At 70.9% G+C, this 13860-nt stretch carries 11 protein-coding genes; 7 read left to right on the plus strand and 4 right to left on the minus strand.

The window, feature by feature from the left end; genetic code table 11:
* Nucleotides 1-183 precede the first annotated feature (183 nt).
* Nucleotides 184-1008 carry a Fic family protein gene (locus tag ACIRG6_RS16925; RefSeq protein WP_350725800.1) on the minus strand — a complete coding sequence of 275 codons (825 nt, stop codon included), beginning with the start codon at nucleotides 1006-1008 and terminating at the stop codon, nucleotides 184-186.
* 111 nt (nucleotides 1009-1119) lie between these two features.
* Between ACIRG6_RS16925 and ACIRG6_RS16930 the strand changes: the two genes are divergently transcribed.
* A complete protein-coding gene (locus ACIRG6_RS16930; protein ID WP_403323286.1) occupies nucleotides 1120-2100 on the plus strand; it encodes an ATP-binding protein in 981 nt (326 codons plus the stop codon).
* A gap of 3 nt (nucleotides 2101-2103) precedes the next feature.
* Here the strand turns inward: ACIRG6_RS16930 and ACIRG6_RS16935 are convergent, their stop codons facing one another.
* Entirely contained in the window at nucleotides 2104-3384 is a 1281-nt protein-coding gene (locus ACIRG6_RS16935; protein WP_364680089.1) for a polysaccharide deacetylase family protein, read from the minus strand.
* A gap of 349 nt (nucleotides 3385-3733) precedes the next feature.
* On the opposite strand from ACIRG6_RS16935, the gene ACIRG6_RS16940 reads away from it, so the two are divergent.
* From ACIRG6_RS16940 to ACIRG6_RS16965, 6 genes are all read left to right on the plus strand, one after another.
* Nucleotides 3734-6184, plus strand: a complete 2451-nt coding sequence (locus tag ACIRG6_RS16940) for a bifunctional SulP family inorganic anion transporter/carbonic anhydrase (RefSeq protein ID WP_403323289.1) — start codon at nucleotides 3734-3736, stop codon at nucleotides 6182-6184.
* Between the two features lie 218 nt (nucleotides 6185-6402).
* Nucleotides 6403-8358 (plus strand): acetate--CoA ligase, encoded by a 1956-nt coding sequence (gene acs / locus ACIRG6_RS16945; protein ID WP_403323292.1) that lies wholly within the window; start codon nucleotides 6403-6405, stop codon nucleotides 8356-8358.
* A 225-nt stretch (nucleotides 8359-8583) separates the two neighbouring features.
* Entirely contained in the window at nucleotides 8584-10008 is a 1425-nt protein-coding gene (gene nhaA, locus ACIRG6_RS16950; RefSeq protein ID WP_403323295.1) for a Na+/H+ antiporter NhaA, read from the plus strand.
* Between the two features lie 102 nt (nucleotides 10009-10110).
* The gene (locus ACIRG6_RS16955) at nucleotides 10111-10599 is read left to right on the plus strand and encodes a phage holin family protein (RefSeq protein WP_189229961.1); all 489 of its coding nucleotides are present in this window, start codon (nucleotides 10111-10113) and stop codon (nucleotides 10597-10599) included.
* Nucleotides 10596-11546: an alpha/beta fold hydrolase gene (locus ACIRG6_RS16960; protein ID WP_364680079.1), complete on the plus strand. Its 951-nt coding sequence runs from the start codon at nucleotides 10596-10598 to the stop codon at nucleotides 11544-11546. Before ACIRG6_RS16955 ends, ACIRG6_RS16960 begins: the two co-directional genes overlap by 4 nt.
* 127 nt (nucleotides 11547-11673) lie before the next feature.
* On the plus strand, nucleotides 11674-11856 hold the full coding sequence (locus ACIRG6_RS16965; protein WP_225637763.1) for a hypothetical protein: 183 nt from the start codon (nucleotides 11674-11676) through the stop codon (nucleotides 11854-11856).
* 36 nt (nucleotides 11857-11892) lie between these two features.
* Here ACIRG6_RS16965 and ACIRG6_RS16970 read toward each other — a convergent pair whose 3' ends face one another.
* Both ACIRG6_RS16970 and ACIRG6_RS16975 read right to left on the minus strand, forming a co-directional pair.
* Nucleotides 11893-13092: a MarP family serine protease gene (locus ACIRG6_RS16970; RefSeq protein WP_364680077.1), complete on the minus strand. Its 1200-nt coding sequence runs from the start codon at nucleotides 13090-13092 to the stop codon at nucleotides 11893-11895.
* Nucleotides 13093-13139: 47 nt separating this feature from the next.
* Nucleotides 13140-13847: an NUDIX hydrolase gene (locus tag ACIRG6_RS16975; protein WP_364680074.1), complete on the minus strand. Its 708-nt coding sequence runs from the start codon at nucleotides 13845-13847 to the stop codon at nucleotides 13140-13142.
* Between the last annotated feature and the right edge of the window lie 13 nt (nucleotides 13848-13860).

The raw sequence follows: 13860 nt of genomic DNA on the forward strand, positions 1-13860 counted from the left end.
GAGCATGAACACCGGGCACCCACGCGACGTCGACCCGTCGATTACGGGCCAGCCGCACCAGGTGACGGGCAAAGTCCCGACCTGATGGGCATATATCGAGGACGCTTGGTAACGCGGTGAGCATGCCAGCGGCGGTACGAATTCTCGTACCGCCGCATTACGTTGCGCCGCGCCGGCGCCGGCTTACGCCGCTCCGCGCTGGAGCGCTTCGCACACCGCCGTCGACTCGCGCGCGCCCAGCTCCACAGCCCTGCCGCAGTGCGCGATCCAGGCGGCCATGCCCTCGGGAGTGCCGGAGACGTAGCCGTCGAGGGCCGCCAGGTAGGCCGCGCGCCCCAGCTCGGCGTGTCCGACCTCGGCGGCGCAGACCGACTTGGGGTCCAGGCCGCTGCCGACCAGGACGATCCGCTCGGCCGCACGCGCGACCAGGCCGTTGTGCGAGGTGAAGGGACGCAGGGCCAGGAGTTCGCCGTGCACGACGGCGGCGGTCACCAGCGCCGGGGCGGAACCCCCCGCGATGACCAGCTCCGCCAGGCCGTCGAGTCGGCCGTGGGCCTCCGCGGCACCCGGCAGCGGCAGCTCGACGAGCGGTTCGTCCACCGGCTCGCCCTCCTGGCGCGGCCGTCCCACCTGATCGGCCTTGTCCGCGGCCGCCACCAGATGCAGCCGGGCCAGCACCCGCAGCGGGGACTGGCGCCAGATGGACAGCAGCTGTCCCGCCTCGGCGGTCAGCCGCAATGCCGCACCCACCGTGCGCGCCTCGTCGTCGCCGCTGAAGTCCGTCCGCCGGCGCACCTCCTCCAGCGCCCAGTCCGCGCCGGACAGCGCCGCCGAACCCCGGGCGCCGCGCAGTGCCGCCTCGGACGTGATCTCGTTGCTGCGTCGCCGCATGATCCGGTGACCGTAGACCCGGTCCACGGCCTTGCGTACGGACTCCACGGTCTCGGCCACACCGGGCAGCGAGCCCAGGGCCGCGAGCGGATCGGCGGTCGCGCCTGACGTACTCATGAGTACGACCCTACGCACCCCGACGCCGCACCCCACGAATGAGTGGTCTTCTTCACGCATCTCCCGGCTCTCGTGCCACGTTCAGCAATCGGCCGACTACGCTTGGTGAACATGAAAATTGCTTTCGTCGGGAAGGGCGGCAGCGGCAAGACGACCCTGTCCTCCCTGTTCATCCGCCATGTCGCCGCCACCGGCGCGCCCGTCGTCGCGATCGACGCCGACATCAACCAGCACCTGGGGGCCGCGCTGGGCCTCGACGAGGCGGACGCGGCCGCGCTGCCCGCGATGGGCGACCACCTCCCGCTGATCAAGGACCATCTGCGCGGCAGCAACCCGCGCATCGCCTCCGCCGACAAGATGATCAAGACGACGCCGCCCGGCGAGGGCTCGCGGCTGCTGCGGGTGCGCGAGGACAACCCGGTCTACGAGGCCTGTGCCCGGCGGGTGGAACTCGACGGCGACAGCGTCCGTTTGATGGTCACCGGGCCCTTCACCGAGGCCGATCTGGGAGTCGCCTGCTACCACTCCAAGACGGGAGCGGTGGAGCTGTGTCTGAACCACCTGGTCGACGGCCGTGACGAATACGTCGTGGTCGACATGACGGCCGGCTCGGACTCGTTCGCCTCCGGCATGTTCACCCGCTTCGACGTCACGTTCCTGGTCGCCGAGCCGACCCGGAAGGGGGTCTCCGTCTACCGCCAGTACAAGGAGTACGCCCGCGACTTCGGCGTCGCCGTGAAGGTCGTCGGCAACAAGGTGCAGGGGCAGGACGACCTCGACTTCCTGCGCGACGAGGTCGGGGACGACCTGCTGACGACCGTCGGGCACTCGGACTGGGTGCGCGCCATGGAGAAGGGCCGCCCGCCCCGGTTCGACCTCCTGGAGGACGCCAACCGCCGGGCGCTGCGAACGTTGCACACGACCGCGGACGCGGCGTACGAGCTGCGGGACTGGGAGCGTTACACACGGCAGATGGTGCACTTCCACCTGAAGAACGCCCGGAGCTGGGGCAACGAGCGGACCGGGACCGACCTCGCCGCGCAGGTCGACCCCGGGTTCGTGCTCGGCGAGGAGGTCGTCGCCCCGGTGTGATGCCTATTGCTTGGTCGCCGGCGCTCCGGGCACGCCCTTCGGCGCCGGCGCGGGGGCGGCCGACAGGAAGGACGCCCAGCCCTTGCTGGGTGCCTCACCGACGTCCAGGGTGCGCAGCTTCTTCAGGGTCTTCGGGTCCTGGGCGTCCAGCCAGTCCACGAGCTGCCGGAAGGAGACGCAGCGCACCTCCTCCTTGGTGCACACCTTCTCGACGACCTCCTCGACGGCCCGCATGTAGGTGCCGCCGTTCCACGACTCGAAGTGGTTGCCGATGATCAGCGGCGCGCGGTTGCCGTCGTAGGCGCGCTGGAAGCCCTGCAGCAGGCTGTCGCGCATCTGGTCGCCCCAGAACTCGCGCTTGGCGGGGTCGCCCTGGGTGGCGGTGCCGGACTGGTTGACCATGAAGTTGTAGTCCATGGTGAGCTGCTCGTAGGAGTGCCCGAGGAACGGGACGAGCTGCATCGACACGTCCCACAGTCCGTACTTCTTCTTCGGCCAGACCTGGTTGTTCACGCCGCTGCTGTCGTACCGGAAGCCCATCTGGCTCGCGGCCCGCATGAAGTTCTCCTGGCCCTCCAGGCACGGGGTGCGGGCGCCGATCAGCTCCTTGTCGTAGTCGAAGGGCAGCGGTGAGGCGTTCCGCAGCCCGGTGTTGGTCTTCCAGGTCTTCACGAACCGCTTGGCCTGGCTGATCTCGCTCTTCCACTCGTCGACCGACCACTCGCCGACGCCGCCGCCGGCACCGCAGAAGTGACCGTTGAAGTGGGTACCGACCTCGTTGCCCTCCAGCCACGCCTGACGCAGCTGTGTGACGGTGTCGGTGATGCCCTTTTCGTCGTTGAAGCCGATGTCGGAGCGGCCCGGGGAGTGCTGCGGCGGCTGGTACAGGTCCGCCTTCTCCTCCGGCAGCATGTACACGCCGCTCAGGAAGTACGTCATGGTGGCGTTGTTCTCCTTGGCCACCTCACGGAAGTGGGAGAACAGCCGCTGGCTGTCCTCGCCCGCCCCGTCCCACGAGAACACCACGAACTGCGGGGGCTTCTGACCGGGCTTGAGACGCTCGGGCCGGGGCAGATGCGGCTGTGCGCCGGTGTACGCCGTCGAACCGTCACCGATCAGCCGTACCGCGTTCTCGGGCGCCGGGGCCCCGTTTCCCTTCTCCTTCTGCGGGCCGTGCATTCCCTCGGAATGGTTGTCGCTGGTGCCGATCGCGCAGCCGGCGAACGACGCGGCGCAGATCGCGGCGATCACGACGCGCGTGGCGATCCTGTGGGTGGTGGCCATGTTCCGCCCACCTTCTTCCTTCTCTCGGGCCAACGCCGACGAGGGCGATGTCGGGTGCTGTACCGGGACGTGCCGTCAGCGCCGTCAAGGTGGCACGAGACCGAGAAGGAATTAATACGACAAGCCGATGAAAAGACCGATTCACCCGCCAGAGCGGCTCATTACTCCATATGCGCGAAAAGTCTATGCCTCATCTTTACTCTGAATTACGATCCGTTTACTGAGCGCATTCGATGAGCGCTCAAGCATCCCGCCGCTGTACGCCGTGATCCACGGCCGCGACACCACCCCCGCCGAGCGGGGGACCACCCCTGACCGCGACCGCGCAGCCCCGGAGGAGACGGGAAACATGTCAGCCTGCGTCCCCGCCCGCGCCGATTCGGCCCGGACCGAGCACGTCCATCCACCCCACAGCCCACCGCCCGAGCGCCCCCGGCGATTCCGCATCGCGGGCGCCGACGTCTCGGCCTCGATCGCGGTCTTCCTGATCGCCCTCCCCCTGTCCCTGGGCATCGCCCTCGCCACCGGCGCGCCTCTCCAGGCCGGCCTCGTCGCCGCCGCGGTGGGCGGCATCGTCGTCGGCCGTCTCGGCGGCTGCCCGCTCCAGGTCAGCGGACCCGCGGCCGGACTCACCGTGGTCACCGCCGACCTCATCCACCGCTACGGCTGGCGTACGACCTGCGCCATCACCGTGTTCGCCGGGCTCGCCCAGCTGGGCCTGGGCTGTCTGCGCGTGGCACGCACCGCCCTCGCCGTCAGCCCCGCCATCGTGCACGGCATGCTCGCCGGCATCGGCGTCACCATCGCCGTCGCCCAGCTGCACATCGTCCTCGGCGGCACCCCGCAGAGCGCGGTCCCCGACAACCTGCGCGCACTGCCCGCCCAGTTGGCGAACGTGCAGCCCGCCGACCTGGCGGTGAGCGTGCTGACCCTGACCCTGCTGCTGCTCTGGCCCCGCGTCCCCGGCCGGGCCGGGCAGCTCCTGGGCAAGGTGCCCGCCGCCCTGGTCGCCGTCGCCGGTGCCACCGCGGTCGCCGCCCTCGCCGGACTCCGGCTGCCCAAGGTCGACCTGCCCTCCTGGAGCAGCCACGCCCTGGCCACGCTGCCCGACGGTCCGGTGCTCGGACTCGTCGCCGCCGTCCTCACCACCACACTCGTGTGCAGCGTGCAGTCCCTGCTCGGCGCGGTGGCCGTGGACAAGCTCGTCGCCGCCCGGCCGGGCCTGACCGGCCGCGTCAAACGCTCCGACCTGGACCGCGAACTGCTCGGCCAGGGCGCGGCCAACGTCGTCTCCGGCACGCTCGGCGGTCTGCCCATCGCCGGTGTGGCCGTGCGCAGTTCCGCGAATGTGCAAGCGGGCGCCGTCAGCCGGAACTCCACGATGTTGCACGGCGTTCTCGTAGTGATCGCCGCGCTGCTGATGGTCCCGGCCCTGGAGCTCATCCCGCTCGCCTCGCTCGCCGCCCTGGTCATGGCCGTCGGCCTCAAGATGGTGTCCCTGAACCACATCCGCACGGTGACCCGCCACCGTGAGGTCCTGGTCTACGCCGTCACCACCTGCGGCGTGGTGTTCCTCGGCGTCCTGGAGGGCGTCGCCCTGGGCATCGCCGTGGCCGTCGCGGTCGCCCTGCACCGGCTGACCCGCACCCGCATCACGCACGTCGACACGGAAGGAGTCCACCACGTACACGTCCGGGGCCAGTTGACGTTCCTGGCGGTGCCACGGCTCAGCAGAGTGCTGCACCAGGTGCCTCACGGTGGCGACGCCGTCGTGGAGTTGGACGGGTCGTTCATGGACCACGCGGCGTACGAGACGCTGCAGGACTGGCAGAAGACGCACACCGCGCAGGGCGGCTCCGTCGAGATCACCGGGCGTCGCCCCGGCCTGCGCATCTCCGAGCCGGCCGACACGGACGGCTGCCGCTGCCGCCCCTGGACACCCTGGCGCAACCACCAGTGCGAACGCCCGCAGACGGCATCCGCGCGCCCGCCCGGCGCCGGCCGGCAGTCCGATGCCGACGGGGCCAGTGGGACCGGGACCGGCGACACCGGCGGGACCGGCGAGGCCGCGGACCCCGGCAGACACCGCAGCACCGAGGGGTCCGGCGGCCTCGGCGGCCCCAGTGGGTCCAGCGGACGCGAACTGGCGCGCGGCATCAGCGCCTTCCACCGCAACACCGCCCCGCTGGTGCGCGGCGAGCTGGCCCGGCTGGCGCGCGAAGGGCAGCAGCCCTCCCAGCTGTTCCTCACCTGCGCCGACTCCCGGCTGGTCACGTCGATGATCACCTCCAGCGGCCCCGGCGACCTCTTCGTCGTGCGCAACGTGGGCAACCTCGTGCCGCTGCCCGGCGAGGAGAGCGGGGACGACTCGGTCGCCGCCGCGATCGAGTACGCGGTGGACGTGCTGAAGGTGCGGTCCATCACGGTGTGCGGCCACTCGGGGTGCGGTGCCATGCAGGCGTTGCTCAGCACCGAGCCCGGGGGCACACAGACGCCGCTGAAGCGGTGGCTGCGGCACGGGGCGCCGAGCCTGCGGCGTCTGACCGAGGACGAGGACTCCTGGACCCGGCTGGCGGGACGGCGGCCCGTCGACGCCGCCGAGCAGCTCTGCCTGGCCAACGTGGTCCAGCAACTGGAGCACCTGCGCGCCCACGGATCGGTGTCCCGGGCACTGGGCAACGGGGAGCTGGAGCTGCACGGCATGTACTTCCACGTGGGCGAGGCCCAGGCGTACCTGCTCACCGAGGGGGACGGGGCCGGGCGGTTCGAGCTGGTGCGGGAGACCGACCTGACCGCCTGAGCGATACGGGAGCCGACGGACGCGGAGTGTGAGAGGCGTTACACACGCTGAACCCCGCGCCGTCGGCGCCCGTGGGTACGGATGACCACTGGCCACGGAGACGGCGGACAACCCTGACAGGTCTAAACCAATTGCCCGTCGGCCCTTGTCATCGGCCCCTCGGGTCTGATGAGGTGTGGCCTGGGACACAACGGACAACCCTGAGAAAGGGAGATGTCGTGAGCAACGATTCCTTGGCCAACCTGCTCAAGGAAGAACGCAGGTTCGCACCCCCCGCCGACCTGGCCGCGAACGCCAACGTCACGGCAGAGGCGTACGAACAGGCCAAGGCTGACAGGCTCGGCTTCTGGGCCGAGCAGGCCCGCCGACTGACCTGGGCGCAGGAGCCGACCGAGACCCTGGACTGGTCGAACCCGCCGTTCGCCAAGTGGTTCAAGGACGGCAAGCTCAACGTCGCCTACAACTGCGTCGACCGCCATGTGGAGGCCGGACACGGCGACCGTGTCGCCATCCACTTCGAGGGCGAGCCCGGCGACAGCCGCGCCATCACCTACGCCCAGCTCAAGGACGAGGTCTCCAAGGCCGCCAACGCCCTGCTGGAGCTCGGTGTGCGCAAGGGCGACCGGGTCGCCGTCTACATGCCGATGATCCCGGAGACGGCGATCGCGATGCTGGCCTGCGCCCGGATCGGCGCCGCCCACTCGGTCGTCTTCGGCGGCTTCTCCTCCGACGCGCTCGCGACCCGCATCCAGGACGCCGACGCCCGCGTCGTCATCACCTCCGACGGCGGCTACCGGCGCGGCAAGCCCTCCGCGCTCAAGCCCGCCGTCGACGAGGCGGCCGAGCGCGCCGGCACCGTCGAGCACGTTCTCGTCGTCCGCCGCACCGGCCAGGACGTCGCGTGGGACGACTCCCGCGACACGTGGTGGCACGAGATCGTCGACCGGCAGTCCCCGGAGCACACGCCGGAGGCGTTCGACGCCGAGAACCCGCTGTTCATCCTGTACACGTCCGGCACGACGGGCAAGCCCAAGGGCATCCTGCACACCTCCGGCGGCTACCTCACGCAGACGGCGTACACGCACTGGGCGGTCTTCGACCTCAAGCCGGAGACCGACGTCTACTGGTGCACCGCCGACGTCGGCTGGGTCACCGGGCACTCGTACATCGTCTACGGCCCGCTCGCCAACGGCGCGACCCAGGTCATGTACGAGGGCACCCCGGACACCCCGCACCAGGGCCGCTTCTGGGAGATCGTGCAGAAGTACGGCGTGACGATCCTCTACACCGCGCCCACCGCGATCCGGACGTTCATGAAGTGGGGTGACGACATCCCCGCGAAGTTCGACCTGTCCTCCCTGCGCGTGCTCGGCTCGGTGGGCGAGCCGATCAACCCCGAGGCGTGGATCTGGTACCGCAGGACCATCGGCGCCGACGCCACCCCCGTCGTCGACACCTGGTGGCAGACCGAGACCGGCGCGATGATGATCTCGCCGCTGCCCGGCGTCACCGAGGCCAAGCCCGGCTCCGCCCAGCGCCCGCTGCCCGGCATCTCCGCCACCGTCGTCGACGACGAGGCGAACGAGGTACCCAACGGCGGGGGCGGCTACCTGGTCCTCACCGAGCCGTGGCCGTCGATGCTGCGCACCATCTGGGGCGACGACCAGCGGTTCATCGACACGTACTGGTCGCGGTTCGAGGGCAAGTACTTCGCCGGTGACGGCGCCAAGAAGGACGACGACGGCGACATCTGGCTGCTCGGCCGCGTGGACGACGTGATGCTCGTGTCCGGGCACAACATCTCCACCACCGAGGTCGAGTCCGCCCTCGTCTCCCACCCGTCGGTCGCCGAGGCGGCCGTGGTCGGCGCGGCGGACGAGACGACCGGCCAGGCCATCGTGGCCTTCGTGATCCTGCGCGGCACGGCCTCGGAGACCGACGGCCTGGTCGCCGAGCTGCGGGGCCACGTCGGCGCCGCCCTCGGCCCGATCGCCAAGCCCAAGCGGATCCTGCCGGTGGCCGAGCTGCCCAAGACCCGCTCCGGCAAGATCATGCGCCGCCTGCTGCGCGACGTGGCCGAGAACCGCGCCCTGGGCGATGTCACCACCCTGACCGACAGCAGCGTGATGCAGCTGATCCAGGACAAGCTCCCGGCGGCGCCCAGCGAGGACTGATCCGCAGGACTGAAGCAGCGGACCGAGGGGCACCCGGCGAGAGACCCGCCGGGTGCCCCTTCGCACGGGGGCGTCCCACGGCGCGAGCATCGTCCAGCCCGTTCGCGCCGGAGTGACCCGTTAGGTAAGCTAAGGAACGCGTAAGAGTCACAACAAGATCCTCATGGTGCGCCGGGAAGTCTGGTCGGCACGTGTTCCGTGCTGCCCATCGACCGGAGGTCCCCCGTGACGTCGCCCCGCACCCCCCGCAAGGCCTTCGGCCGGCTGTCCCTGCCGGAGCGGACCTACCTCACGGACGCGTTGCGCACCGAGACCGTCGGCGGGGTCCTGCTGCTCGTCGCCGCGGTCGCCGCGCTGATCTGGGCGAACGTCCCGGCGCTCCACGACAGCTACGAGAGCGTCAGTCACTTCCACTTCGGACCCGCGGCACTCGGCCTGAACCTGTCCGTCGAGCACTGGGCGGCGGACGGACTGCTGGCCGTCTTCTTCTTCGTCGCCGGGATCGAGCTCAAGCGCGAGCTGGTCGCCGGCGACCTCAAGGACCCGAAGGCCGCCGCGCTGCCCGTGGTGGCGGCCCTGTGCGGCATGGCCGTCCCGGCGGTCGTCTATACGCTCACCAACACCACGGGCGGCGGATCACTGGCCGGCTGGGCCGTGCCCACCGCGACCGACATCGCGTTCGCGCTCGCCGTGCTCGCCGTCATCGGCACGTCCCTGCCCAGCGCCCTGCGGGCCTTCCTGCTGACGCTCGCCGTCGTCGACGACCTCTTCGCGATCCTGATCATCGCGGTCTTCTTCACGGAGCGCCTGAACTTCGCCGCGCTCGGCGGTGCGGTCGTCGGCCTCGCCGTCTTCTGGCTGCTGCTCCGCAAGGGCGTGCGCGGCTGGTACGTGTACGTCCCGCTCGGACTCGTCATCTGGGGCCTGATGTACAACAGCGGCGTCCACGCCACCATCGCGGGCGTCGCGATGGGCCTGATGCTGCGCTGCCACACCCGCGAGGGCGAGGAACACTCCCCCGGTGAGCGCATCGAGCACCTTGTGCGCCCGCTGTCGGCCGGCCTGGCGGTCCCGCTGTTCGCGCTGTTCAGCGCGGGCGTGGCCCTCTCGGGCGGCGCGCTGGGCGACGTGTTCACCAAACCGGAGACGCTCGGCGTCGTGCTCGGGCTCGTCATCGGCAAGACGCTCGGCATCTTCGGCGGCACCTGGCTCACCGCGCGCTTCACCCGGGCCTCGCTCAGCGACGACCTCGCCTGGGCCGACGTGTTCGCGGTGGCGACCCTGGCCGGCATCGGGTTCACCGTCTCCCTGCTCATCGGCGAGCTGGCCTTCGAGGGCGAGGCGACGATGACCGACGAGGTCAAGGCCGCCGTCCTGGCCGGATCGGTCGTCGCGGCGACCCTAGCGACCGTGCTGCTGAAGATCCGGAACGCCAAGTACCGCCGCATGATCGAGCACGAGGAGCGCGACGACGACCTCAGCGGTGTACCGGACATCTACGAGGAGGACGACCCGGCGTACCACTGGCGGATGGCGGCCATCCACGAGCGGAAGGCCGCCGAACACCGGCGGATCGCCGAGGAGAAGGAGGCGGCGCGGCTTGCCGAAGTGCCGGGCGGGGCAGGCGATGAGGGCGACGGTCCGGCATGATCTGACCTGACGGTACAAAAGACGGGACCGTACGCGGTCGGACGGAAGACGACGACCGCCACGGAACCGTACGCAGCAAGCCAGCAGAAGAGGGAGACCGCGATGAGCGCACCCGACGGCAGCCCGGTCGGCACCGAACGCAGCATCGGCCAGCTGTTCGCCTCGGCGACCACCGAATTGTCGGCGCTGGTGCACGACGAGATCGCGCTGGCCAAGGCGCAGCTGAGGCAGGACGTCAAGCGCGGGGCGACCAGCGGGGGCGCCTTCTCGCTGGCGGGCCTGCTCCTGGTGTTCTCGCTGCCGATGCTGAACTTCGCCCTGGCCTACGGGATCCGGACCTGGAGCGGCTGGAACCTGGCGGTCTGCTTCCTGCTGTCGTTCGCGGCGAACGTCCTGATCGCCGGTCTCCTCGCGCTGATCGGCATCACCTTCGCCAAGAAGGCCAAGAAGGGCCGCGGTCCGCAGAAGGTCGCCGCCTCCGTGAAGCAGTCGGCGGGCGTCCTGCAGAACGCCAAGCCGCACCCGCGCCCGGAGCTGCCGGCCGACCGGTCCCCCGAGGCCATCGAGGCTGTGGCACGCTCGTCCTCATGACGGACCCGGCCACTCCATCGGCGCAACCCACCTCGGTCGTACGACCCGACATCCCCGGCGGGCGCGCAGTGACCCACCGGGACGTCGCCGCCAACGGCGCCCGCTTCCACATCGCCGAGCTCGGTGACGGACCGCTGGTGCTGCTGCTGCACGGCTTTCCGCAGTTCTGGTGGACCTGGCGGCACCAGCTGACGGCGCTGGCCGACGCCGGTTTCCGCGCGGTCGCCATGGACCTGCGCGGCGTCGGCGGCAGCGACCGCACGCCGCGGGGCTACGACCCCGCGGGCCTCGCCCTGGACATCACCGGCGTGATCCGCTCGCTCGGCGAGCCGGACGCCGCGCTGGTCGGCCACGACCTGGGCGGCTACCTGGCCTGGACGGCCGCGGCGATGCGCCCCAAGCTCGTGCGGCGGCTCGCGGTGTCGTCGATGCCGCACCCCCGGCGCTGGCGCTCGGCGATGCTCGGGGACGTCCGGCAGACCCGGGCGGGCTCGTACATCTGGGGCTTCCAGCGTCCCTGGATCCCGGAGCGGCAGCTGACCGCGGACGACGGCGCGCTGGTCGGCCGGCTGATCCGTGACTGGTCGGGGCCGCGGCTGCCGGACGAGAAGGCGGTGGAGGTCTACCGCCGGGCCATGTGCATCCCGTCCACGGCGCACTGCTCCGTCGAGCCGTACCGGTGGCTGGTCCGCTCGCTGGCCCGCCCCGACGGCGTCCAGTTCTACCGCCGCATGAAGCGACCGGTGCGCGTGCCGACGCTGCACCTGCACGGTTCGCTGGACCCCGTGATGCGGACGCGGAGCGCCGCGGGATCCGGTCAGTACGTCGAAGCGCCGTACCGCTGGCGGTTGTTCGACGGACTCGGACACTTCCCGCACGAGGAGGATCCGGTCACTTTCTCCACGGAACTGATCAACTGGCTGAAGGATCCCGAACCCGATCGGTGACCGAACGGACGCGCCCGGTATCCGCACCGGAACGCTTGTCCTATGAACGGCCACTTGCCCGGCGCATAGGCCAATTGAGGGCCCCGGGAGCGGTTATCGACCTTGGGGCGGGGGCACACGTCCCGGTATGGGCTGGACGCACGACTACAGTGACGTAGCACGCGACGGCCGCTCCACGAGCGGCGCGAGCACCCACCGACGCGGCGGAACCCCGCAACTGGCGGGGACCGATCTACGGGTGGGCATTCCGCGCATTCTGCGCCGCCGGGCCCGCTGGGTCTCCGTACGCCTGCGTCATCCGCGCACCTGAGCGCCACGCGGTTGACGCCCGCGGGGCCGGACTCTCCTAGAGCGCACAGCTGTCGCTGTCCACCTGCTGGTTGGCGGCGCGGCCCTCGGTGATGTCCTCGCGGATCTCGTCCGCGGTGAGCGCGTAGCCGGTGTCCGGGTCGTCGAGGGACTTGGCGAAGACCACGCCGTACACCTCGCCCTCGGGCGTCAGCAGCGGGCCGCCGGAGTTGCCCTGACGGACGGTCGCGAACAGCGAGTAGACGTCGCGGCGGACCGTGTCGCGGTGGTAGATGTCCGGGCCGCTGGCCGTGATGCGCCCACGCACGCGCGCGGCACGCACGTCGTACGCCCCGTTCTCCGGGAAGCCCGCGACGATCGCGTCGTCGTCCCTGTTCGCGTCGTCGTCCGTGAACCGCAGCGCGGGAGCCCGCAGTTCCGGCACGTCGAGTACGGCGATGTCGCGCTGCCAGTCGTAGAGGACGACCGTCGCGTCGTACTTGCGGCCCTCACCGCCTATCTGCACGGTGGGCTCGTCGACGCCGCCCACCACATGGGCGTTGGTCATCACGCGGCGCTCGGCGAAGACGAATCCGGTGCCCTCCAGCACCTTGCCGCAACCGGTGGCCGTGCCCATCACCTTGACGATGGAACGCTTGGCGCGGGTCGCGACGGGGCTGTTGACGAGGGCCGGGTCGGGCGGCTGGACGTCGGTGATCGGCTCGTTGGAGAACGGGCTGAAGACCTGCGGGAAGCCGTTCTGCGCGAGGACGGAGGAGAAGTCCGCGAACCAGGTGTCGGCCTGCGCGGGCAGTGCCCGGGAGACGCCCAGCAGCACCTTGGAACTGCGGACCTCCTTGCCGAGCGTCGGCAGCGTGGTGCCGGCGAGGGCGGAGCCGATGAGCCAGGCGACGAGGAGCATGGCGACGACGTTGACCAGGGCGCCGCCGGTGGCGTCCAGGGCACGGGCCGGGGACCAAGTGATGTACCGGCGCAGCTTGTTGCCCAGGTGCGTGGTCAGGGCCTGGCCGATGGAGGCGCAGATGATGACGACGACGACCGCGACGACGGCGGCGGTCGTGCTCACCTCCGCGTTGTCCGTCAGGGCGTCCCAGACGACCGGGAGCAGATAGACGGCGACGAGACCGCCGCCGAGGAAGCCGATCACGGACAGGATGCCGACCACGAAACCCTGGCGGTAGCCGACGATCGCGAACCAGACGGCGGCCAGCAGCAGCAGGATGTCCAGCACGTTCACTGATTCAGGCCTCGCCTCGTCGTCCTACGCTCACACCGGTCACCCTGTCATGACCGCCAGTCCAGCGGGACCTGCTTGTTCCTGTCCCAGGGCCGCTCCCAGCCCGCGAAGTGCAGCAACCGGTCGATGATCCCGGCGGTGAAGCCCCACACCAGGGTCGATTCGACCAGGAATGCCGGTCCACGGTGGCCGCGGGGGTGGACGGCGGTGACGCGGTTGGCCGGGTCCGTGAGATCGGCCACGGGGACCGTGAAGACCCGCGCCGTCTCGTTCGGATCGACGACACCGACCGGGCTGGGCTCGCGCCACCAGCCGAGCACCGGTGTGACGACGAAGCTGCTGACCGGGATGTACAGCTTGGGCAGGGCTCCGAAGAGCTGCACACCGGCCGGGTCGAGGCCGGTCTCCTCCTCGGCCTCGCGCAGGGCGGCCCGCAGCGGCCCGTCCCCCTGCGGATCACCGTCCTCCGGGTCGAGGGCGCCGCCGGGGAAGGAGGGCTGGCCCGCGTGCGAGCGCAGGGAGCCGGCCCGCTCCATGAGCAGCAGCTCGGGACCGCGGCCGCCCTCGCTCTCGGCTCTGCCCTCGCCGAACAGGATCAGTACGGCGGACTGCCGCCCGGCGCCGTCGGCCGGGGGGAGGAAGCGGCTCAGCTGTCCCGGCTGGACCGTCCGGACGGCCCGTGCCACCGGCTCCAGCCAGCCGGGCAGGCCCACCTCGCTGAGCGCCACGCCCTGTGTGTTGCCCGCCCGCGTCATCGCCACCCCCGTT

This window comes from Streptomyces flaveolus (assembly GCF_044765825.1).
GTDB lineage: Bacteria > Actinomycetota > Actinomycetes > Streptomycetales > Streptomycetaceae > Streptomyces > Streptomyces flaveolus.